Source organism: Nocardia noduli, from assembly GCF_019038455.1.
In the GTDB taxonomy this organism is placed as follows: domain Bacteria; phylum Actinomycetota; class Actinomycetes; order Mycobacteriales; family Mycobacteriaceae; genus Nocardia; species Nocardia noduli.
Window position 1 is genome coordinate 12,096 of record NZ_JAFMPL010000054.1, and the last position, 24,045, is coordinate 36,140.

The 24,045-nt window shown below is 69.9% G+C and carries 12 protein-coding genes; 4 read left to right on the forward strand and 8 right to left on the reverse strand.

What is annotated here, in order from left to right; genetic code table 11:
• Positions 1 to 88: 88 nt before the first annotated feature.
• Positions 89 to 1,366 (reverse strand): YeiH family protein, encoded by a 1,278-nt coding sequence (locus tag JZ792_RS24825; protein WP_254190304.1) that lies wholly within the window; start codon positions 1,364 to 1,366, stop codon positions 89 to 91.
• Entirely contained in the window at positions 1,366 to 1,500 is a 135-nt protein-coding gene (locus JZ792_RS42710) for a hypothetical protein (protein ID WP_256461481.1), read from the reverse strand. The genes JZ792_RS24825 and JZ792_RS42710 overlap by 1 nt, the downstream gene beginning before the upstream one ends.
• A 270-nt stretch (positions 1,501 to 1,770) precedes the next feature.
• Here JZ792_RS42710 and JZ792_RS24830 point away from each other — a divergent pair, with 270 nt between their 5' ends.
• From JZ792_RS24830 to JZ792_RS24845, 4 genes are read left to right on the forward strand one after another with little or no spacing between them, the layout of a single operon-like run.
• Positions 1,771 to 2,676 (forward strand): menaquinone biosynthetic enzyme MqnA/MqnD family protein, encoded by a 906-nt coding sequence (locus JZ792_RS24830; protein ID WP_216913916.1) that lies wholly within the window; start codon positions 1,771 to 1,773, stop codon positions 2,674 to 2,676.
• Between the two features lie 25 nt (positions 2,677 to 2,701).
• A complete protein-coding gene (locus tag JZ792_RS24835) occupies positions 2,702 to 4,864 on the forward strand; it encodes an AMP-binding protein (RefSeq protein ID WP_216913918.1) in 2,163 nt (720 codons plus the stop codon).
• A gap of 33 nt (positions 4,865 to 4,897) precedes the next feature.
• Positions 4,898 to 10,351, forward strand: coding sequence for a type I polyketide synthase (locus tag JZ792_RS24840; RefSeq protein WP_216913920.1), 5,454 nt, complete (start codon positions 4,898 to 4,900; stop codon positions 10,349 to 10,351).
• Positions 10,348 to 11,610, forward strand: coding sequence for an FAD-dependent oxidoreductase (locus JZ792_RS24845; RefSeq protein ID WP_216913921.1), 1,263 nt, complete (start codon positions 10,348 to 10,350; stop codon positions 11,608 to 11,610). The genes JZ792_RS24840 and JZ792_RS24845 overlap by 4 nt, the downstream gene beginning before the upstream one ends.
• Before the next feature lie 71 nt (positions 11,611 to 11,681).
• Here JZ792_RS24845 and JZ792_RS24850 read toward each other — a convergent pair whose 3' ends face one another.
• The 6 genes from JZ792_RS24850 to JZ792_RS24875 are packed head-to-tail and all read right to left on the reverse strand — an operon-like array spanning position 11,682 to position 24,044.
• Positions 11,682 to 12,560 (reverse strand): SDR family NAD(P)-dependent oxidoreductase, encoded by an 879-nt coding sequence (locus JZ792_RS24850; protein WP_216913923.1) that lies wholly within the window; start codon positions 12,558 to 12,560, stop codon positions 11,682 to 11,684.
• Between the two features lies 1 nt (position 12,561).
• On the reverse strand, positions 12,562 to 13,584 hold the full coding sequence (locus JZ792_RS24855) for an NADP-dependent oxidoreductase (protein ID WP_216913925.1): 1,023 nt from the start codon (positions 13,582 to 13,584) through the stop codon (positions 12,562 to 12,564).
• Between the two features lie 38 nt (positions 13,585 to 13,622).
• Positions 13,623 to 20,009, reverse strand: coding sequence for a type I polyketide synthase (locus JZ792_RS24860; RefSeq protein ID WP_216913927.1), 6,387 nt, complete (start codon positions 20,007 to 20,009; stop codon positions 13,623 to 13,625).
• An 11-nt stretch (positions 20,010 to 20,020) separates the two neighbouring features.
• The gene (locus JZ792_RS24865) at positions 20,021 to 21,355 is read right to left on the reverse strand and encodes a GDSL-type esterase/lipase family protein (protein WP_254190305.1); all 1,335 of its coding nucleotides are present in this window, start codon (positions 21,353 to 21,355) and stop codon (positions 20,021 to 20,023) included.
• Entirely contained in the window at positions 21,346 to 23,124 is a 1,779-nt protein-coding gene (locus JZ792_RS24870; RefSeq protein WP_216913929.1) for an FAD-dependent monooxygenase, read from the reverse strand. The genes JZ792_RS24865 and JZ792_RS24870 overlap by 10 nt, the downstream gene beginning before the upstream one ends.
• A gap of 11 nt (positions 23,125 to 23,135) precedes the next feature.
• The gene (locus JZ792_RS24875; protein ID WP_216913931.1) at positions 23,136 to 24,044 is read right to left on the reverse strand and encodes a hypothetical protein; all 909 of its coding nucleotides are present in this window, start codon (positions 24,042 to 24,044) and stop codon (positions 23,136 to 23,138) included.
• Position 24,045 lies beyond the last annotated feature (1 nt).

The window sequence follows — 24,045 nt, forward strand, 5'->3', positions numbered from 1 at the left end:
CCCTATCGCTGCCCCGCCGTGCCGACGGAGAACGACCGCCCGTCGGCGTCCGACGGGCGGTCACGCGTCGTTCCCGTCGCGGCGCGGGTCAGACAGTGAAGTTGTGGAAGAGCAGCACCGAAAGACCCAGGCCGACAGCGAGATTGACCACGGCGGCCGAACCGAAGACCGCGATCGGACGCCAGCCCGCGTCCCGCAGTCCCTTCAGCGAGAATTCCAGGCCGATGGAGACGAAGGCCAAGATCAGGAACCAGGTGCGCAGATCGTTGACGATCGCGATGTGCGCCGCGCCGGTCTTCTTGTCCACCGATTGCAGATACAGCGTGCCGATCACCGACGCCGCGATGAAGGCCAGCACGAATTTCGGGAACCGATTCCAGAATTCACGCGGCGAGGGGCGCGCGCCGCCCGCCACCCGTTCGACGCGCAACGTGAAATACGCGGTGAGCGCGATCGCGACGACGCCGATCAGGGCGTTCTGCGTGGTCTTCACGATCGTGGCGATCTGCAACGCCTCCTCCCCCGCGATCGCGCCCGCGGCGGCGACCGCGGCGGTGGTGTCGATATTGCCCCCGATCCACGCGCCCGCGACCTCGTCGGACAGATCGAACACATCGGCCAGCCACGGCAACAGGAAGATCGACGGCAGCGCGAAGATGATCACCAGCGACGCCGCGTACGCGATCTGTTCACGCCGGGCCTGCACCGCGCCCGCCGCCGCGATCGCCGCGCTGACACCGCAGATCGATACCGCCGAGGACAGCAACGCGCGCAATTTGTCGTCCAGTCCCAGCACCCCGCCGAACCACCAGGTGAACCCGAAGACGATGGTGATCAGCAGCAGCGCCTGCACGATGGACGGTCCCGCCGCCGTCACCAGGATTTTCAGGTTGATCGAAGCGCCGAGCAGGACCACGCCGGTCTTGATGAAGAATTCCGTCCGAAATCCCTTCGAAAGCCGCTCCCGCAGAGACAGTTTCGTCAGGATCACATTGCCGATCAGTCCGATGGCGATCGCGTACACCGGATATTCGATCGATTTCGCCACCCGCCGCAACGGTGTGTCCTGCGCCCACCGCGGCACGTGGATCTCGAGGTACCTGGTCAGCGCTCCCAGCACCAGCACCACCGCGACACCGGCCACGATCCACGAGATCGTCCCCCGCGATCCCCCGTGCAGCGCAGCGTTTTCCGACACCGAAGCACTACCGTCGGCATCGCCGCTGTCGGCGCCGACCTGCGCTTTCCGCACATCCACCGAAGCGGTTTCCGGCTCAGCACCGGCCCCCGACTCCGCACCGGTCACCACGGTGGTCCCCTCCTCGCCGCGCACCGGCTCTCGCCCACCGGGAACCTGCCCCGACATCAGGGCACCAACCATTCGGGCACGGCCCCGACCAGGACCAACGCGACGAGAACCAGACCGACAACAGCCGCCAGCCAATCCTCGTTCCAGACGAACAAGCGCCCCCGACGTTCTTCGGGCGGTGTGTGCGACATGGTGAACTCCTTGCGTTCCTCACCGAGAGCCCGCACAGTACCGACGCCGTATCCGTACTGACACCGGTTGCATTCACCGTGAATAGATCACGCGCACAAGCCGAATCACCGAGAGCCGAGGCTTGTCGACGGAACGCCGATACGGATCTTCCGACGGAATGTCGAGGTGGACCATCCGGCCGGCCGGGTTGATGCGGCATGGCCGGTAACAAGCCCATTAGGGGACGCCTAGGGGTTTGCACACCTCACCGATCACGCGACAGTGAGGTCATGCGCGCAATCTCCGGTGCCGGCTCGACAAACCGGTCCTCCCGCGGTGGATCCCCCGGTCAGCGACGGCCACGGGTCGGGCACATCGAATTCCTGAACTGGCTGCCGATCCTGTGGGGGCTCGCTCGCACAGGCAATCTCATCGATCTGGATCTGGTCCGCGACACGCCGGAGAACCTCAGCGACGCACTGGTCGCCGACGATCTCGACATGGGGCCCATCAGCCTGATGGAGTTCCTGAGCCACTCCGACCAACTCGTGATATTGCCCGATATCGCGATCGGCTGCGACGGCCCGGTCATGTCCTGTCTGATCGTGAGCAAGATTCCGCTCGATCAGCTCGACGGGCAACGAGTCGCGCTCACCTCCACCAGCAGGACATCGGTGCGGCTGACGAAACTACTCCTCTCGGAACACATCGGGGTCCAACCCGAGTATTTCGTGAGTCCGCCGAACCTGGAAACAATGCTGGCGCAGGCGCCCGCCGCGGTGCTGATAGGTGACATGGCGTTGCGCGCCGCGCTGTTCGACGCTCCCGCCGCGGGACTGCTGGTGCACGACCTCGGGCAGATGTGGCGGGACTGGACCGGACTGCCCTTCGTGTTCGCGGTGATCGCGGCCCGGCGCGACTTCGCCGAGCGGGAACCCGAAACCGTCCGCCGCGTCCACGCCGACCTGCTCGCCGCCCGCGACATCGCCATGTCGGAGATGGACGAGCTCTGCCAACGCCTGGCTCGCTGGGAGGAGTTCGACGCCGCGACCCTGCGCCGGTACTACACCGACGCACTCGATTTCGGACTCGGTCCACGACACCTCGCGGGCATCGCCGAGTTCGCGACGCGGGTGGGCGGCCCCGCGGCGGGCTTTCCGGTGGATGTTTTCGCGACCCTGCTCGATTCGGCCTGAGCCGAGACCGACAAAGGAGTTAGTGATGCCATTTCACGGGTCACCGTTCAGCAGCGATCTGAGTCCGGCCGCGCGCGTCGACGAGCTGGCCAGGAATCGTGGCGAACAGGTCGCGATGGTGTACGAGGGCGCTACCTACAGCTACGCCGCGGTCGCGGCACAGTCCAGGCGATTGGCCGCCACGCTGTCGGACAGCGGTGCGGTGGAAGGCGATCGGATCGGCTATCTCGGCGGCAACAGCCTCGCCTTTCTGACCACCTTCCTGGCCGCGGCGCGGATCGGCGCGGTTTTCGTGCCGGTGAACTCGCGGCTGACATCGCCGGAGGTCGCGCTGATCCTCGAGGACTGCGCCCCGCATTCGCTGATCGTGGAGCCCGGACATCGACAGATCGTGGCCGAAGCACTGGCCGAGACCGATGACGACCGGGTGCGACTGCTGTGGGCGCCCGGCGATCCGGTTCTCGACGGTCCGACCGCCTCCCCCGCCTTCGCCGACCACACACCCTCCGAGGAGTTCGCCGACGACCGGTCGACCCCGCTGCGCTGCGACGCGGACCGGGTCGCGATGCTCACCTACACCTCGGGCACCACCGGCCGTCCCAAGGGCGTCGAACTCACCCACGGCAACCTCTGGTGGAACGGCGTGAACCTGGACATGGTCGCACCCGCGATGCCAGGGGACATCACCTTGGTCGTGGCACCGCTGTTCCATACCGCGCCGTTCGGCTGCTTCACCCTGCGCACCCTGCTGCGCGGCGGAACGGTGGTGCTGCGCCGGGACTTCGAGCCCGCGCATCTGCTGGCAGACCTGGTCGACTACCGGGTCGACACGGTGTTCGCGGTACCCGCGATGTTCGCGGCGGCGGCCGCGGTACCCGAATTCGCCGACGCCGACCTGTCGGCGCTGCGCACCGCTGTCACCGCGGGAGCCCCGGCACACGCCGAACTCATCGGCCGCTACCTCGATCGCGGCGTCACCCTGCAACAGGCATACGGCCTGACCGAGACCTTGTTCGCGACCTGTCTGCCCGCCCAGCAGGCCGCGACCGCGCCTGCTTCGGCGGGACTGCCGTTGCCCTACATCGAGATCCGGGTGATCGACACGACGAGCCGAGTCGTTCTCGACGAGCCGGGCGCCCGCGGCGAGGTGTGCCTTCGCGGTCCGACCGTGGCGGGGGGCTACCGCAACAACGACGCCGCCACCGCCGCCTCGTTCGACGCGGATGGCTGGTTCCACACCGGTGACGTGGGCTATCTCGACGACGACGGCTGCCTCTACCTCGTCGACCGGCTCAAGGACATGATCATCGTGGGCGGGGACAACGTGTACTCCGCCGAAGTCGAGCAGGTGCTCGGTCACTTTCCCGGCGTCATCGATGTGGCGGTGGTCGGCGTGCCCGACCCGCACGAGGGTGAGAGTGTCGTCGCGATCGTGCTGTGCCGGAAAGGGGTCGAGCCGAGTTTGGCCGAACTGCGCCGCTTCGCCCGGACCGAGCTGGCCCGGTACAAACTGCCGACCCGCGTGGTGCACGCCGAGACGATCCCCCGCAACGCGATGGGCAAGATCGACAAGGTCGATATCCGCGCCATGCTCGCCGAGGGCGACGAACAACGCTTCAGCGAAGCGGCAGCCGACGGGTCCGCGCGAACAGCAGGCACCGCGTCGGAGCAACGCGCGGGCGGATTGCGGACCCTGGCTTCCCTGCCGCCCGACGAGCAGCGCCGCGCGGTCTTCGACCTGGTGACCGCGAGCATCGCTCGCACCATGCACGCCGCGCCCGCAACGCTCACGGCACAGGACCGCTTCGACGACCTCGGGTTGAGTTCACTCGCGGCGGTCGAGCTGAGCCGTGGGCTCGGCGTCGCACTGGGTCGTCGCCTGCCGACCACCGTGGTCTTCGATCACGCGACGGTCGGCGCCCTGGTGAAGCACCTGCAAACCCAACTGGCCGCCGAAGTCCGCCGCTCCCCCGCCCTCGAGCACCTGACCGAGTTCGAGCGGGTGGTCCGGCAGGACCCGCCGAGTGACGCGCTGCGCACCGAACTCCGCATCCGGCTGCGTAGTTCGCTCAATAGTCTCGCGACGACCGAAGCCGCGATGACCACGCTGACCCGACCGGACCCCGTAGCCGAAGCATCCGATTCCGAATTGTTCATCCTGCTCGACGCTGAACTCGGATCGGTCTGAGTACCCCGATCCCGGCCTGAGAGGTACCTGTCGATGACCGACGAGACAACGCTGCGGCACTATCTGCGGCGCACCGCGGGCGCACTACTGCGGACCAAGGACGACCTGCACCGGTTGGAAGCCGCACGCAGTGAACCGATCGCCGTCGTCGGCATCGGCTGCCGCTATCCCGGTGGCATCCAATCGCCGGACGACCTGTGGGACTTGGTGAACTCCGGCGCCGATGTGGTGTCGGAATTCCCCGACGACCGCGGCTGGCGACTGGATTCGCTGTTCGACGACGATCCCGATCATCCCGGCACCGTCTATGCCCGCACCGGCGGATTCCTCGACGACGCCCTCGATTTCGACGCCGACTTCTTCGGCATCGCACCACGCGAGGCACTGGCGATGGATCCGCAGCAACGGCTGCTGCTCGAGGTGTCGTGGGAAGCGTTCGAACACGCGGGCCTCGACCCGGCGCAGCTGCACGGCAGCGAATCCGGTGTGTTCGTCGGCGCGATGTACCACGACTACGCCAGCAGGCTGCGCACCGTGCCCGGTGAACTGGAAGCCCAGCTCGGCACCGGTAGCGCGAGCGGTGTGCTGTCGGGTCGTCTGTCCTACGTCTACGGGTTCACCGGGCCCACCGTGACAGTGGATACGGCGTGCTCGTCGTCGCTGGTGGCGATGCACCAGGCGATCGGGGCGCTGCGCGGCGGCGAGTGCGGACTGGCACTGGCGGGCGGGGTGACCGTGATGTCGACCCCGTCGAGCTTCGTAGAGTTCAGTCGCCAGCGCGGGCTCGCCCGTGACGGTCGCTGCAAGGCGTACGCGGCAGGCGCGGACGGCACCGGATTCTCCGAAGGTGTCGGCCTGCTCGTCCTGGAACGCCTCTCCGACGCGCTCCGCAACGGTCATCGGGTATGGGCGGTGTTGCGCGGATCCGCGGTGAATTCCGACGGCGCGTCCACCGGACTCACGGTGCCGAACGGGGCTGCCCAGCAGCGCGTGATCCGGCAGGCGCTGAGCGCCGCGGGTGTACAGCCCGGCGATATCGACATGCTCGACGGACACGGCACCGGTACCACCCTCGGCGATCCCATCGAGGTCCGCGCCCTGCTCGACGTGTTCGGCGGGGAACGCGACGCCGAGCCGCTGTGGCTGGGATCTGTGAAATCCAACCTCGGACACACCCAGGCGGCAGCGGGCGTCGCGAGCGTGATCAAGACCATCATGGCGATCCGGCACTCGACTGTGCCCGCCACGCTGCACGTCGACGCCCCGACACCGCACGTCGACTGGGCGAACGGCGCCGTAGCGCCCATCACCGAGAGCCGGGCGTGGCCGCAGACCGGCAGGCCACGGCGCGGCGGGGTGTCGTCGTTCGGGATCAGCGGGACCAACGCCCACGTCATCGTCGAGCAGGCCCCGGAAACCGCACCGGCACAACCGGATTCGACACCGGCCGCACGGGAGCAAGCCTCGCCGCTGGCGACGTGGGTCGTGTCGGCCAAATCCGACGCGGCCCTCGCCGGCCAGGCGGGACGGCTCGCGCAGTGGGTCCGCGCGCGCACCGACCTCGCCCCCACCCCGACCGGCCGCGCGCTCACCGCCACCCGGTCGATATTCGGGCACCGCGCCGTGATCTTCGGACGCGACCGCGGCGAGTTGCTCGCCGGTCTGGACACCTTGGCGGTCGGCGGCGAATCCCCCAGTGTCGTGCGCGGCGTCGCCCACGAAGGTCGGATCGCGGTGATGTTCCCCGGCCAGGGCGCCCAGCGCAACGGCATGACTCGCACGCTCTATGCGACAAGTCCCACCTACGCGGCGGCTTTCGACGAAATATGCGCCGAATTCGATCGGCACTTCGACGGCATCGGGCTGGCCGAAGTGATCTTCGCCGAGCCCGGCACCGAGGCCGCGCAGCGCCTCGACCGCACCGGCTACACCCAGGCCGCGCTGTTCACGGTGGAGGTGGCGCTCTACCGGTTGGCCGAATCCTTCGGTCTGCGACCCGATTTCCTGATCGGGCATTCCATCGGCGAACTGACCGCCGCCTATCTGGCAGGCGTATGGAGCCTGGCCGACGCGGCACAGCTGGTGTTCGCGCGCGGGCGCATGATGGACAGCCTGCCGGGCCGTGGCGCGATGCTCGCGGTGGCGGCCGGGGAGCACAAGGTGGCGCCGCTGTTGGTCGGCCGCGAACACGCGGTGTCGGTGGCGGCGATCAACGGCACGGCCTCCGTGGTGCTCTCGGGCACCGATGCGGCGGTGGACGAGATCGCCGCCACCTTGGAGACATTGGGACGTCGCACGAAACGGCTCCGGGTGGCGCACGCGTTCCATTCACCACTGATGGATCCGATGCTGGCCGAATTCACCGAGGTCTGCCGCCGTCTCGAATACCACCCGCCCCGGATTCCCCTGGTGTCCGACCTGACCGGTGCGATCGCGGATCCGGCGGTGCTGTGCACGCCCGAGTACTGGGCCGCGCAGGTTCGCAGGCCGGTGCGTTTCTTCGACGGGATCACCGGCCTGCACGCCGAGCGCGATGTGCGCATGTTCCTCGAGATCGGACCGGGAACCACCCTGACGGCACTGGCCAGAGAGGCGTTCGCCGGGGAGACCGGTGTGACCACGGCGCCGCTGCTGCCCGGACGACGCGACGAGACCGACGCGGTGATCGCGGGCCTCGCGACCGTGTTCGCCGCCGGAACACCGGTCGACTGGTATCCCGAGCCCGCGGGCACCGATCCGGTGCCGCTGCCGACGCACGCGTTCCAACGGCGCCGGTACTGGCTCGACGCGGACTCCGACGAACTGCCCGGCGCCACCGCGACCGGGCACCGGTTGCTCGACCGCGCGATGGCGCTGGCCGACGACGCGGTGCTGTTCTCCGGGTCGCTCTCGCGCGATACCTGCCCGTGGATCGACGACCACGTCGTCCACGGCGCCGCGCTGCTGCCCGCGACCGCCTTCGTCGACATGGCATTGTTCGCCGCGAGCTGGTGTGGCCGGGACGAGCTCGGCTCCGTCGACGAGCTCACGGTGGTGGCGCCGCTGATCGTGCCCGCGCACGCGACGCTGTCGTTGCAGGCCGTGGTCGGCGCGCCCGAGCCCGACGGCACCCGATCGCTGACCATCCACTCCCGCGTCGGCGACGACGCGGCCCAGGCGTGGACGCGCCATGTGGAGGCCACCCTCGGCGCCGACGGCCGGGCACACGACGCGACCGGTCCGACGGCGGTGCGCGATCGGCCGCCCACGGGCGCGGAGCCGATCGACGTCGACGCGCGGTACCGGGAACTCGCGGCGGCCGGTTTCCACTACGGTCCGGCCTTCCGCGCCACCGCGCTCTTCACCCGCGGCGACGACCTGTTCGCCGATGTCGTGCTCGCCCCCGAGGTGGACGGCGGCGGATACCACGTCCATCCGGCGATCCTGGACGCCGCGCTGCACCCGCTCGCCTCGGTGGACGCCGAGCGAACACGACTTCCCTTCTCCTGGCGCGGTATTCGACTACATCGCGTGCCGGAACCCGGACCGCTGCGGGCCCGGCTCGGCATCGTCGACGACCATTCGACCGTAGAAATCCTCGACACCGCCGATCGGCCGGTACTGACCGCGGCCGCGCTGGTGCTGCGGACCGTCGACCCGGACATGCTCAGGGCGGCCGCCGGACGGGCGGCGACCGGGGGCACCGTCGACTCGCTGTTCGGGCTCTCCTGGGTGGAACTGCCCGGTACCGCGGGCGCGGGGCAGGGCCGCGCCGCCGATATCACCGGCGCGGCGCCGACCTGGTTCGATGTGCCCGCGACCGATCCGACGCCGGCCGGGGTCCGCCTCGCGCTGGCCGCGACGCTGGACCGGCTGCGATCATGGCTGGTCGAGGAGGAATCCGCGGTCCTGACCATCCGTACCCGCGGCGCCGTCGCCGTCGGTACGGAGAGCGTGGGCGATCCGGGCGGCGCCGCCGTCTGGGGTCTGGTGCGCTCGGCGCAGACCGAGCATCCCGGCCGGTTCGTCCTGGTCGACGTGCTGGACAGCGAACCGGCCACCCTGCCCTACGGCGAACCCCAGATCGCGGTCCGCGCCGACCGATTCCTCGCTCCACGACTGGTTCCCGCGCGGCGACGCGTGGCCGAGCCCGAGCAGGGCGCGCCGGTATGGAACTCCGAGGGCACCGTGCTCATCACCGGTGCGAGCGGCGGCCTCGGCGGGCTGGTGGCACGACACCTCGCGGCCGAGCACGGGGTCCGGCATATGCTGCTGCTGAGCCGCGGCGCCATCGACACCGCCGAGCTGACGGCCCGCGGGGTACAGGTCACCACGGCCGCCTGCGACGTCACCGACAGTGCCGCCCTGGCGACGGCCATCGCGACGATCCCGGCCGAGCACCCCCTCCTCGCGGTGGTGCACGCGGCCGGTGTGGTCGACGACGGCCTGATCGACAAGCTGACACCCGAACAGTTCGAGCGGGTACTGCGTCCCAAGGTGGACGGAGCGTGGAACCTGCACAACGCGACCCGCGAGCTGAATCCGGCCGCGTTCGTGCTGTTCTCGTCGGTCGCGAGCGTCCTCGGCGCGGCCGGTCAGGGCAACTACGCCGCCGCGAACGCCTACCTGGACGCCCTCGCCGGTCGACGCCGCGCCGAAGGGCTGCCCGCGACGGTACTGGCCTGGGGGCTGTGGGCCCGTCGGACCGGCATCACCGGCCACCTCGACGCGACCGATCACGCCCGTATGGCGCGCACCGGCATCGTCGCGCTGTCCGACACCGAGGGGCTGCGCCTGTTCGACGCGGCGTGCGAGCGCGAGGAGACCTTCCTGGCCGCGGTCGCACTCGACGCCGCCGCACTCGATCGGGCCGGTGCGCCACCGCCGTTGCGCGACCTGATCCGCCCGCGTCGGCGCACCGACATCGGCGCGGGCGCCACCCGGCGACACGACTCCGCCGACGCCGATCCGGCGGCCCTGTCCGCCCGATTCGCGACGATGGATTCCGACAGCCGCCGCGAATACGTGCGTGATCTGGTGCGCGACACCATCGCGACCGTCCTCGGCCACGCCGCGGACTCGACCGTCGACACCGATCGCTCATTCAAGGAACTCGGTTTCGACTCGCTCACCGGGATGGAGTTGCGCACCAGGTTGGGCGCGGCGACCGGGTTGCGCCTGCCCGCCACCCTGGTCTTCGACCATCCGACACCGGATGACGTGGCCGCCCACCTCGACGAACGGCTCGCGGCCGAGATCCCCTCCACCACAGCACTGTCCGACGACACCGTGCGAGCGATGCTGGCCCGGATACCGATCCAGCGACTGCGCGAGGTCGGACTGCTCGATTCGGTGTTGCGGCTGGCCGACCCACCGGCGAGCCACGAACCGTCCGCCCCCGACCGCTTCGCCGAGGTGGCCGACCCGGGCACCGCCGCGATCGCGTCGATGTCGGCGGCCGAACTGATCCGGATGGCTCGCGGCGACAACGACAGGACCGTGGCGTGAACGATCACGAATACGACGTCGTCGTGGTCGGTGGCGGATCCGCCGGGGTGGCCGCCGCCGTCGGCGCCGGCCGGGCGGGTGCGAGAACGCTGCTGGTGGAACGTGGTCCGTGTCTCGGCGGGGCGGCCACGCTGCGCAATGTGCTCACCTACTGCGGGATCTACACCAGGGCGGACCCACCGCGGCAGGTGGTGTTCGGCATCGCCGACGAGGTGTTGGCGGGCCTGCGGGCCATGGACGCGGTGACCCCGCCGACCCGATTCACCTCGGTCGCCGTCGTTTTCGATCCGGAAGCGGTGAAGGTGGTCCTCGACCGGATCTGTGCCGAGGCGGGAGTCGAGGTCCATCTCGACAGCCAGCTCGTCGCCGCCGATCGTGATGCGGGCCAGATCATGTCGATTCGCGTCGCGAACCATCAGGGTGTTCGGCAGATCAGCGCGGCCGCGTTCGTCGATGCGACCGGCGAGGCCGATCTGGCGACGTTCGGCGGCGCCACGGTGCGCTACGGCAACGACGGACTCGTCCAGAACGGCACGCTCGGCGTCCGCTTCGGTGGTATCGCGGCGGATGCCGACATCGCCCGCGACACGCTGTCGGCGGCCATCCGGGCCGCCAAGTCCGGTGGCGCTCCGCTGTTGGCCGAACGCGGACTCGTCGCGCGTCTGCCGGTGTCGGGTGACGTCATCACCTACGTCGTGGACGAGGGATACGACGCCCGCGACGTGGGGCAGTCGACCCGCGCGCAGACCCACGCGCGGATCCAGGCGCGCGACTATCTCACCGCGCTGCGCGCCATCCCGGGGTGGGAGCGCGCCTATATCGTGAGCACCGGTCCCGAGATCGGCACCAGGGAGTCGCGCCACGTCGTCGGCACCTATCAGCTGACGGTGGACGAGGTCCGCGGCGGAGCCCGGTCCGAGGACGTCATCGCCCTGGGCGCCTGGCCGATCGAATATCACCCCGGCGCCGGGGTTCTCCCGCAGTGGGAGTTCATCGACGACGACGGCTTCTACGACATTCCTTTCGGCGTGCTCCAGAGCATCGACACCGTCAACCTGTTCGCCGCGGGCCGCGTCGTCGACGCCGACCGCCTCGCCGGGGCGTCACTGCGGGTGATGGGTACCGCGTTCGCCACCGGACAGGCCGCGGGCATCGCCGCCGCGGTCTACGCCGATCGCACCGCGGCGCTCGCCGTCGGCGCGGTCCAGAAACATCTCGTCCACCAGGGCGCCTACCTGCCCACGATAGATTCCCACTGAGAACGGATTCCACGGAGACGAGAAACGGGGCCTGGTGACAGGCCCCGTTTCTCGTTTCCGCACCCGGCAGATCAGTCCACGCCGACAACCCCGGCGGTGCGCTCGACGACGCGGGCGCCGAACTCGGGATCCCGCGACGCCGACGACGAACGGGCGAGCCCGTTCCTGTCGTAGTAACCGCCGGTGGCGTGTGCCGACTCCGGATCGGCGGCCAACCGGACGAGCGGGGCGGCCCCGCCGTGCGCAGTGGTCATGAACGGGCGCCCCACGGTTTGGATCACCCGGAACACTCCGCCCGCCGCCACACCGAACCCGGTGGCCACCGCGCCCGGATCGGCCGCGTTCACGGTGACACCGGAGCCCTCCCAGCGGCGCGCGAGCGCGTAGCTGTAGGCGAGGGCTGCCAGTTTCGCGTCGCAGTACGCCGCGACCTGGCGGAACTTCCGCTCGTAGGACCAGTCGTCCAGGTTCGGGTTGCCGCGTTTCTCCATGAACGACGACGTCACGATCACCCGCGACGGCAGCCCGGCCGACTCGGCACCGGCACGCAGTGCGGCGAGCAGCCGGTGTGTCACCGCCGCGACGGCGATGTGGTTGAGGGCGAACGACCGCTCCACCCCGTCCGGCGAGAGCTCACGGCCGGCGAACCCGCCGCCCGCGTTGTTGAGCAACACGTGCACACCGCCGGGCGCGGCCGCCCCGACCTGTTCGGCGAACGCGCGCACCCCGCTCAACGAGCCGAGGTCCGCGGCGACCGGAACGAAACGGCCCGCGCCCGCGGCGCCCAACTGCTGCGCCGCGTCCGCTGTCCGTCGCGAATCACGCCCGTGCACGACCACCGTCGCGCCCGCGGCGCCGAGGGCCGCCGCGGCGGCATAGCCGATACCGCTGGTCGAACCGGTGATGACGACAGTGCGCCCCGACATCGATCCGGGCGCCGGGTCGGTCATCTCAGCTCGCGTTCGACTCGGACAGCGACACCACGGTCTTGCCGACGTTCTCGCCGCGGATCATCGCCGAGTACGCCTCGAACGCGTTCTCGATCCCGTCGAACACCGTCTCCTCGGCCTTCAACGAGCCGTCGGCCAGCCAGCCCTTCGCCTGCGCGAGGTAGTCGGGCAGGACCGCGAAGTAGTCGGCGGCGTTCATGCTGAACAGCGACACCCGCTTGCCGATGATCAACGGCAGGTTCTTCGGGCCGGGGGGCAGCGAGTCGGTGTCGGTGTCGATGGTGGCGAGCGAGCCGGACAGGATCACGCGGCCGTGGGGTTTGATCGCGCCGAGCGCGGCATCGAGCTGCTCGCCGCCGACATTGTCGAAGTAGACGTCGATACCGCCCGGTGCGGCAGCGGCCAACCGGTCAGCCACATCGCCGGCGCGGTAGTCGATCGCGGCGTCGAACCCGAACTCCTCCACCAGCTTTCGGGTCTTCTCCGGTCCGCCCGCCGAACCGATCACCAGCTTGGCCCCGAGTTTGCGCGCCAGCTGACCGGCCACCGAACCGACAGCGCCCGCCGCCGCCGAGATGAACACGACGTCACCCTCGCTCACCTTCGCCACCTCGGTGAGACCGACGTAGGCGGTGAGCCCGGTGGTGCCGAGCACGCCCAGATACGCCTGCGGCGCAACGGAAGTCACGTCCACCGGCTGCGCCCAGGCCGCCAGGGTGTACTCGCGCCAGCCGTCGAAGTGGCTGACGACCGCGCCGACCGGCAGCGCGTCGTTGGCCGAGGCGATCACCGTACCGACGGCGGCACCGGTCAGCGGCACATCGAGATCGAACGGCGGTAGATAGCCGTCGCCCGCGTTCATCCGGCTGCGCATGTACGGGTCGACCGACATCCAGTCGTTGCGGATCAGCGCCTGGCCGGGGGCGGGATCGGCCAGGGTCACCGTGGCCAGTTCGACATCGGCGAGCGTGGGGGTTCCGGCGGGACGGGCGATCAAACGCCATTCACGGCTGGTAACAGGCAAGGCAAGCTCCTTCGCTCAGTGTGGACGGCGCGCCGGGATCATGCCGACGCGGGGTTGCTGTCGATGAACTCGAATATCGCGGTGTCGTCGGCCAGATCGATCCGTTCACCGACGACGTCGGGTTGTTGCGGGCCACGCAGGCGTTGCGCGGCGTCGAGCAGTCCGGCGACGGCACGATCGCGTTCGGCGTCCGACGGATCGGCCCCGCCCAATCTGTCGAGCAGGGCGGTCAATTCGCCGAGCAGCGGCGCGACCGGGTCGGCATCGGATGCCAGCAGGCCACACAGGTGTTCGGTGAGCGCAAACGGTGTCGGATAGTCGAACATCACGGTGGTCGACAACATGACACCCATCGATTTCTTCAGGTGGTTACGGAGCTCGACCGTGGTCAACGAGTCGAATCCCATGTCTACGAATCTCTGTTGTGGATCGAGTGCTTCATCGGCCACCCGACCGAGCACGGTGGCCACATGTCGTGCCAGGAGTTCCGACACGACCCGACGCCGGTCGGCGCCGCTGCGCCCCACGAGCAGCAGCGCGGTGTTCTCCAGCACCGGCGCCGACTGCGCACTGCGACGCATACGAACGATCGTACTCAACATCGCGGGCAACGGCGACCCGGCCGTGGCCGACGCCCTCGCCGCCGCGACATCGATGCGCAACGGCACCGACGCCGCCATGCCCGACGACAGCGCCGCGTCGAACATCCCCAACGCCTCCGCTGTGGACAGTGGCGTGAACCCACCGCGAGCCATCCGGTCCAGATCTCGCTGCGCCAGATGCCCACTCACGCCGCTGCTCTGGGACCACAGCCCCCACGCCAACGACGTCGCAGGCACCGCGGAACGGGCGGCGCGCACCGCGAGCCCGTCCAGATAGGCGTTGCCCGCCGCGTAGTTGGCCTGGCCCGCGTTGCCGAGAACGCCCGCCGCCGAGGAGAACAGGACCAGCGCCGACAGGTCGAGGTCACGGGTCAGCTCGTACAGGTTCCACGCGGCGTCGACCTTCGCGGGCAGCACCCGGTCCAGATCGTCGATGGTCAACTTCTCGAACGCCGCGTCGCTCACGGTGCCCGCGCAGTGGATGACAGCACCGAGCGGATGCTCGGGATCGATGCCGTCGAGCAGGGCCGCCAGCGCGGCCCGATCGGCGACATCGCACGCGGCGACCGCGGCTTCGGCGCCGCCTTCGCGCAGCTCGGCGACGAGTTCGGCCGCGCCGGGTGTCTCGGCACCGCGCCGGGAGGTCAGCAGGATCCGTCGAACTCCGTACTCGGCCACGACATGTCGTGCCAGCGCGGCGCCGATCGTGCCGACACCGCCGGTGATCATGACCGTGCGGCCGGGATCCAGCGGCGGCGGCACGGTGAGTACCACCTTGCCGACCTGGCGGGCCTGGCTCACGAACCGCAGCGCGCTCGTGGCCTGTCGCACGTCCCAGGTGGTGACCGGCGGCGGGGTGAGCGCGCCCGCGTCGAACAGTGCCACGATCTCGGCCAGCATCTGCGCGATGCGGTCCGGCGCGACCTCGGTGATGAGGAACGAGTGATAGCCGACACCCGGGTACTCGGCGGCGATCGCGGCGGGATCGCGGCGATCGGTCATGCCCATCTCGACGAACTGCCCGCCGCGCGGCAGCAGCCGCAGCGACGCGTCGACGAATTCACCCGCCAGCGAATCGAGGACGACGTCGACACCGTTCCCGTCGGTCGCGACGCGGAACTGTTCCTCGAAGTCCAGGGTCCGCGAATTGGCGATCCGCTCCGGCGCCAACCCGTCCGCGACCAGCACGTTCTGCTTGCCCGGACTCGCGGTCGCGTAGACCCGCACACCCCAGTGCTTCGCCAATTGCCGAGCGGCGGTGCCGACGCCACCGGTCGCGGCGTGGATCAGCAGGGATTGGCCCGCGCGCAAGTTCGCCAGGTCGAGCAGACCGTAGTACGCGGTCAGGTACACCACCGGCACCGAGGCGGCCTGATGGAACGACCAACCCTCCGGGATCCGCACGATCGTGCGGTAGTCGGTGACCACCGTCGACCCCACACCGTCGAACAGACCCATCACCCGATCGCCGGGCGCGAAGACGGTGACGTCGGGCGCCACGTCGACGACCACACCGGCGCCCTCGCCACCCAACACGGCGTCCGGATTCGGGTACATGCCGATGCTGATCAGCACATCGCGGAAGTTGATGCCCGCCGCCCGCATCCGCACCCGCACCTGCCCCGCGGCCAGCACGGGAACGGGATCCTCGGCGAGGCGGCTCAGACCGATCGTGGTCAGCGTGCCCTTCTCCCCGATCGTCAACCGCCAGTGCGGATCCCGGATCGGGTCGGCCATGTCGATCACGTCATGACGGATCATTCTCGGCACCGACGCACTCGCCCCGCGCCAGGCCACCTGCGGCTCGGCCGCCGCGACGGTCGCGGCGACGGCGTCATCGAGCACGGTGTCCGGGCCGAGGTCGAGCAGCACCAGCCGATCCGGGTTCTCGGTCTGAGCCGACCGCAACAGTCCCCAGATCGCCGCACCGCGCAGGTCGACGGTGTCGGTCACCTCGACCGCCACCGCACCGCGCGTCACCACGACCAGCGTGGTGTCGGTCAGGCGTTCGGTCGCGAGGAACCGCTGGACCTGGTCCATGACCAGCGCCGTTGCGGCGCGCACGTCCGAGGGCTCGTCGGTGCCGTGTGATGCGACGACCAGGACCGCGTGCTCGGGTGCGCTCCGCGCGCCCTCGAGGTCGGCGAAGCTCGGCACGGGCGTCGCGGGCGTACTCGGCAGCACGGCGGCGGGCAGTGGAATCCACTCCACCGCGTAGAGCGGATGCGCGCTCGAGCGGGTCCGCTCGTCGGATCCCGCCGACTCGCGCAGCAGCAGGGCGTCCACCGACAGCACCGGTCGGCCCGCGGTGTCGTCGGCGGTGACCCGGAGACGATCGGGTGCCGTCGCCGTGAGGGAGACGTGCAGCACCGACCCGCCCACCGCGTGCAACCGCACGCCCTCCCAACTGAACGGCAACCGCAGGGGCGCACCGGGTTCGGTGTCGACCATGCCGTGCAACGCGGCGTCGAGCAGCGCGGGGTGCAGGTGGAACCGGGTGGTGTCGAGGTCGTCGGGCGCGGTGACGGTGGCGAACACGTCGTCCCCACGGCGCCACAGCTGACGGACACCCCGGAACGACGGTCCGTACTGATAGCCGAGTCGCTCGAGTCGCTGATAGAAGTCGGCGGTCTCGACCGCCACCGCGCCTTCGGGCGGCCACGCCGCCGAGCCGGTGTCGGTCGCGGCCCGCTCGCCGAGGTCGCCGCCCGCGCTGAGGGTCGCTTCGGCATGGCGCCGCCAGCCCGCACCGGCGCCGGAGTGCACCGTCACCGGGTAGCGGCCGTCCTGCGGTTCGTCGATGATCAGTTGGACGCGCACGTCCTCGGCGCCGGTCAGCGTCAGCGGGGCGACGACGATCAGGTCGTCGACGCGGTCACAGCCGACGCTGTCGGCCGCCCGCAACAACAACTCGACGAACACCGCGCCCGCCACCACGATCTGCCCGTCGATCCGGTGATCGGCCAGCCACGGGTGCGTCCGGGTCGACAGCACGCCGGTCAGCACGACGCGGCCACTGTCGGCGACCGAGATCTCCGCCCCGAGCAGCGGATGCGCCGCGGCGTCCAGACCCGACGCGGTCACATCACCGGCACCGGCCTCGATCGGCAACCAGAAGCGCTGGTGCTCGAACGCGTAGGTAGGCAACGAGATCCGGCGTCCGCCCGCCAGCGCGGGCAATCCGGCCCAATCCACCGCGACGCCGGCGGTATAGGCGCGGGCCAGCGCGGTGTACACCGACAACTCCTCGTCCTGCGCGGGGCGCAGCAACGGCACGACGACCGCGTTCGACGAACCGTCGTCGTCGGCGAGAACCAGCGACGACAGCGCCGCACCCGGCCCGACCTCGAGGAAAACGCCCACCCGACCGGATCCACGCAACCAGCTCAGCCCATCGGCGAAGCGCACCGGGTCGCTGACATGGCCCACCCAGTATTCGGGCGAGCACAGCTCCGCCGCGGTGGCACGTTCGCCGGTGCGGTTGGACACCACCGGAATCTTCGGCGCGTGATAGGTGAGCTCGGCGCACACGGCGGCGAACTCGTCGAGCATCGGCGCCATCAACGGCGAATGGAACGCGTGGCTCACCCGCAGGCGTTTCACCGACGCCGCGTCGAAGTGCGCGGCGATCTCGGCGACGGCGGCCTCGGCACCCGAGATCACCACCGATCGGCGCGCGTTCACCGCGGCGATGCTGACCTGCGTGGACCGCTGGGCGATCAGCGCCGCGACGGTCTGCTCGTCGCTCGCGATCGACAGCATGGCGCCACCTTCGGGCAGCGACTGCATCAGGGTTCCGCGCGCCGCGACGAGGCGGGTGGCGTCGGCCAGGGACCAGACCCCGGCCAGATACGCCGCGCTCACCTCGCCGATGGAGTGTCCGACGAGGAAATCCGGTCGCACACCGAATGATTCGATCAGCCGGAACAGTGCCACCTCGGTCGCGAACAGCGCGGCCTGGGCGTAACCGGTGCGGTCGAGCAGCCCCGGTTCGCCCGCGCCGTCGATGACGAGCTCGCGCAGGGATCGACCCAGTGTGCCGTCCAGGTACGCGCACACCTCGTCGAAGGCGGACGCGAAGACCGGATAGCGCGCGGCGAGCGTCGCACCCATACCGACCCGCTGCGCGCCCTGGCCGGGGAACAGCATCGCCACCCGGGTCGAGGAGTCCGCCGAGCCGAGGTGGACCGCGCTGGACTCGGTATCCGTCGCCAGCGCCGCCAGCCCGGATTCCAGCTCGTCGCGGCCGTGGCCCAGGATCACGGCGCGGTGGCTGAACCGGGATCGGCTCACCGCCGCGCTGAGACCCACATCGGCGGCCGCGTGTTCGGGGTGCTCGGCGAGTGCCTCGCCGAGCCGGGCGGCGTTGGCGCGCAGTGCCGCCGAGGTCTTGCCGGACAGGACCCACGGTGTCAGCGGGCCGTCCGCCGGGTCGACGAGCACCGGTTCACCGATTGTGGCGCCGACCGTGTCGGATTCGAGGATGACGTGCGCGTTGGTGCCGCTGATGCCGAACGACGACACCGCCGCGCGCCGTGGCCTGCCGGTCTCGGGCCACGACCTGGCCGTGGTGACCAGTTCGATCGCGCCGCTGTCCCACTCCGCGTGCGGCGTGCGGTCATCGACGTGCAGCGTGGGCGGGACGACACCGCCACGCATCGCCAACACGGCTTTGATCACCCCGGCCACGCCCGCGGCGGCCTGGGTGTGGCCGATATTCGATTTCGCCGAGCCGAGCAGCAGCGGACGGGTCCGCCCCTGCCCGTAGGTGGCCAGCAGTGCCTGCACCTCGATCGGATCGCCGAGCCTGGTGCCCGTGCCATGCCCTTCGACGAGGTCGACGTCGTCGGCGGTGAGTCCCGCGGCCGACAGTGCCCGCCCGATCACCCGTTCCTGCGCCGCCCTGCTCGGCGCGGTCAACCCGTTCGACGCGCCGTCCTGGTTGACCGCGCTGCCGCGCAACACCGCGAGCACCTCGTGGCCGAGACGGCGAGCGTCGGACAGCCTTTCGACCAGCACGACCGCCGCGCCCTCGGACCAGCCGGTCCCGTCGGCGGCCGCGGCGTACGACTTGCACCGGCCGTCGGTGGCCAGTCCGCCCTGCATCGCGAACTCGGCGAACACCTTCGGCGTCGACATCACGGTGACACCACCGACCAGGGCCATCGAGCACCCACCGCGCCGCAACTCCTGCGCCGCGGTATGCAACGCCACCAACGACGACGAGCACGCCGTGTCTATGGTCACCGCCGGACCCGTGAGACCGAGCGCGAAGGCGACCCGGCCGGACACGACGCTGGCCAGACTGCCCGTGCGCAGATGACCCTCCACCTGTTCGGGCACGGTGTGCAGGCGATCGGCGTAATCGTGGTACATCACGCCCGCGTACACGCCGGTCTCGCTGCCACGCAGACTGACCGGATCGATACCCGCGCTCTCGATCGCCTCCCACCCGACCTCGAGCAGCAACCGCTGCTGAGGGTCCATCGCGAGCGCCTCACGCGGCGAGATCCCGAAGAACGCCGGATCGAAATCCATGGCGTCATAGAGGAATCCACCGAGATGGGGATACGGCGGCGCGTCCGGTTCGTCGACCCAGCCCCGGTCATCGGGGAAGTCGCCGATGCTGTCCGCGCCGTCGAGCAACTGCGTCCACCACCGGTCCGGCGAATCGGCGCCGCCGGGCAGTCGGCAGGCCATGCCCACGATGGCGATCGGCTCGGACAGCTGGGCACTGAGCTGATCGTTGCGCCTGCGTAGCTGATCGCCTTCCAGCAGCGAACTACGGAGCGCTTCGACCAGTTCGTCGTCGTGTGGCGTCATGGCTACCGCTCCTAGTTGCCGCAGCCGCTGCCACGCAGCGCGGCGATATCGATGAGGTCGGCCATGGCGGCGTAACCCGCGGGGCCGACGTGGTTGTCCAGGCCCCGGTACTGCGACAGGATGATCGCGTCGGCGTTCGGGTCGGCCAGCAACGCGTCGTAGTCGACGACGCCGTCAGCGATCTGCTGTGTGCGCACCCAGTCGTTGAGTTCGACCCTGCGCTGATCGGCGAACGGTGCGAAATTGCCCGCCAGCAGCGAGTACTTCAGCGGCGGGTTGGTACCGAGCACCACCCGGATGCCCGCGGCCCGCAACCGGTACACGGCCTCGGTGTAGCCGGCGATCATCTCCGCGGTCGTCGCCCACTCGGGGATCGCGAAGTCGTTGGCGCCGAACATGACGATCGCGTCGGTGACTCCGGCCACCTCGAGCACGTCGGGCTGGATCCGGGTCAGGCCACGTGGGCCGAGTTGCGGCACGGTGCGGAACGCGTCGTCGAGCAGCCGATTGCCCCAGATACCCGAGTTGACCACCGAGACCGGGATTCCCGCGGCGTCGAGTCGACGTTGCAGGAAGTCGGTCGGACGAAGATTCTGGTCGACGGCCGCCGGTGACTGTGGCACCTCGGAGTAACCGCTGCCGACGAAACCCTCGGTGATCGAATCGCCGAAGGCCACCAGCGTCGACACCGAAGCCGGGGCGAGCACGTCGACACCGGAGACGTACAGCACCGAAGTCGTTGTGCGGTCCAGCGATCCACCGCCGAGGTCGTGCGTCCGGTCACCGGTGCCCGGCGAACCGTAGTAGCTGGTCGCCATGCCTTGCAGATGTTCGGTCGGCGCGCGCGAGCTGCCGGGAACGTAGACGCTCACCGCCAGCGGTTCGAACGAACCGAACGACAGGGCGACCGGGTCACTGACCACGTCGCCGCCCGCCGGAACCGTCACCGACGACGCGCCGTCGAAGGTCACCGTCCGCAGCGAGTCGGACGAGACCCGCGGTCCCCCGGCCTGTTTGCCGACCGTCACCGAGGTGAAGGTCACCTCGGCGGGGCTGAGCCGGTTGGTCAGACGCACGCGCAGGGTCGCGCCCGCCCGATGCGGCGTGATCACCATGCGGTAGGTCTGGTCACCCACCGAGGTGATCGGATCGAAGGAGAAGTCGCCGAGCGACGCCGAATCCGACGGCGCGGCCATCCAGGTCGCCACCCAGTGGTCTGCCCCGCAACCACCGCCGACCGGCGCCGACCCGGCAGACCCACCGGTGACCGCCACGAACCCCGCGAACAGCGGAACTATCGCCAGCACTCGCCAGTTGGCCCGGTTGCGTCGGCGTGTCATCGCCATCCACTTGCTCCTATGTTCGCGAAGGCGGCGCGCAACGCGGCCGCCGGATTGTCGTTCCCGCTCAGACTGCGCCAGCACACGTGATGGTCGGGGCGCACCAGCATCGCCCCGTCGTCGGCGATCTCGCGGACCCGCGACCAGGCGCCGTCCTCGCGATAGGCGCCGCCGTCGCCGATCACGGCGACCACGAACGGGGCGGTGGGGTCGGCGGGGTCGGCGCCGAACTCACGCGCGGCGTCCAGCCACGGCTGCCCCCCGGGACCGACCAGCAGCACCGGGCGGTCGCGGGGAACCAGGTCCAAGGTCGACAGCCGGGTGCCGTCCTTGTCCAACCACGCGTGCGGCAACCGGTGCCCCGGCCGCGTCGTGGGGTGGTAGATATCGCCCATCGGTGCGCGCGGCGGTGCCGTGGTGCCATCGGGGGTGAGGGCCCCCTCGGCGTAGGCAAGGCCGAGTTCCATGTCGTGCGCCTGGCAGTCGACCCGGTGGGTGCGGAACACCTCACCGGCGCGCGCCCTTGTCGTCGCGCCACGACGGGAATCCTCGAAGTACACGTGGAAGAACGCGGGCCGCACCAGCCGCGGCACCTGGGGACCGAAACCGAGCGCGTTCTCGGTGATCAGCTCGGTGTTCTTCAGGATGCCCAGCGCCCAGTCCAGATTGTCCCGGCCGATCGGGCGCCGCTCGGATTCGTAGCTGTCGAGCAGGGAGGCCTGCGACCGCCCCGACTCCACGGCCGCGATCTTCCAGGCCAGATTGTGGCCGTCCTGGATGGCGGTGTTCAGGCCGAGACCCGCGGCCGGTGGCATGCGGTGCGCCGCGTCGCCCGCCAGGAACACATTGCCCACCCGGTACTTCGCCGCGAGCACCGCGTCGACGGTCCAGCTGCTCACCTTGTGCAGGGTGATCGGCAGGTCCGGCGCCTTGAGCACATCGCGAATCCGTTGCAGCAGAGCGTCTTTGCGGGTGCGGGCCGGATCGTCGGCGGCCGCGGTGAAGTGCAGACCCCATTCCTCGGAGAACTTGCCCCAGGTGGGGCCCATCTGCACCAGCATCGCGCCGGACAACTCGGCGAGTTCGGGGTTGATGAAGAAGGTGATCAGGGCGCCGTCGTGCTGCCAGCGCGACAGGTCGGCCGAGAAATGCGCCGTCGTGACCTGGTGGAACTTCGGCCACCCCTCCATCTTCACCTTCAGCCTCGGGCCCACGGTGCGACCGCCGTCGGCGGCGATCAGGTACTTGGCGCGCACCGTCGACTCCACGCCGTCGGCGTCGCGCAGCCTGGCCACGATCGTCGAGCCCTCGTCGACCCAGTCGAGCAGTTCGCACCCGTACCGGACGCGACCGGGCGCACGCCGCTCCGCCAGTTCACGCAGGATCGGCTCCAACCGGATCTGCGGCAGGTTGGTCGAATCGACCGGGCTGTCGCCCGCGTAGCGTTCGCTCAGCGAGCCCGCCCCGAAGGCGTCGAGTTCGTAGAGCACCTTGCCGTCGTAGGGGCCGCGGCCGGTCAGCGAGGTCTGCCACACCACCTTGCCGAACTTGTCCAGTGGCGCGCCGACGGCGGTGATCGCGTCGGCGACCCCGTGCTGGCGGTACAGCTCCATCGTCCGTTGGCTCAGGTAATGGGCCTTCGGCAGCCGCGACGTCTCGCCACGTTGCTCGATCAGCAGGTGATCCACGCCGAGATTGGAGAGGAAGATCGACGTGGACAACCCACACCCGCCCGCGCCGACGATCAGTACGGTGACGTTGTCCGGCTGTGTCATTGGCACTCCGATCAATTGTGACTGTGCCCGGAGGTCATACCGGGTGTGACCGGATGCGGATCGGCACCGGCCGCGAGCTCGTCCGGCCAGACCGGGTACGGGAACGCGGTGTCCATGCCGCCGACCACACCGGGAATATCGCCGAACGGGCTCAGGTCCGAGGCCACCGGCGTCGTGGGGTTCGTCGGGTCGAGGAAGATGTGCACGTCCCAGCCGCGCGGATGGACCAGCCCGGACGGCGTCGACCCACCCGGCAGCGGGGTGTCGCCCCGCTTCTGACCGAGGTAGTCCTCCTGCGGAGGCATCATGTGCATGTCGAACTTGGGGAAGGTGTGCACGCCACGCTCGTGGAAGGCCCAGTCGCCGCGGAACATGCACAGTCCCACCTCGGTCGGGGTCTCACCGGGGGTGTAGACACCGGCGTAGAACCAGCCGACCAGGTCGTACGGGAACGCGGGCGTCACGGCGTCGTGATAGTCGAAGCCGGTCTGTCGTGAGCGGTAGAACAACCCCGCGGGCTTGCCGCTGACCACGGTGTCGCGGCCCGGGTTCATACCGGGCATCTGCTTGCCGATGATCTGCAGTGCCTGATTCAGGTCGAGCAGCGCCACACCCATCCGCTCGTACTGCACCCAGCCGTGCGAGTCGGGACCGTAGGTGCCCGCGGCCGCCAGCGGCGCCAGATCCTCCGGGCCGTTCAGCGTCCGCAGCGGACCGAGCAGGTCGAACACGCGCTGCTGGTCGGCCCGCAGCGATTCGGTGCGCTGGGCGGCGGTACAGCGGTCGCTCGCGATCGGCACCCCCGGCTTCGCCACGGCGGTCGGTGCCGCCACCACGTTGGTGATGACCGCCAACGCGGACACCAGCAGAGTTCCCGGCACCGTCAGTCGTCGGCGCCACACTCCCGGTGCAGTGCGCATC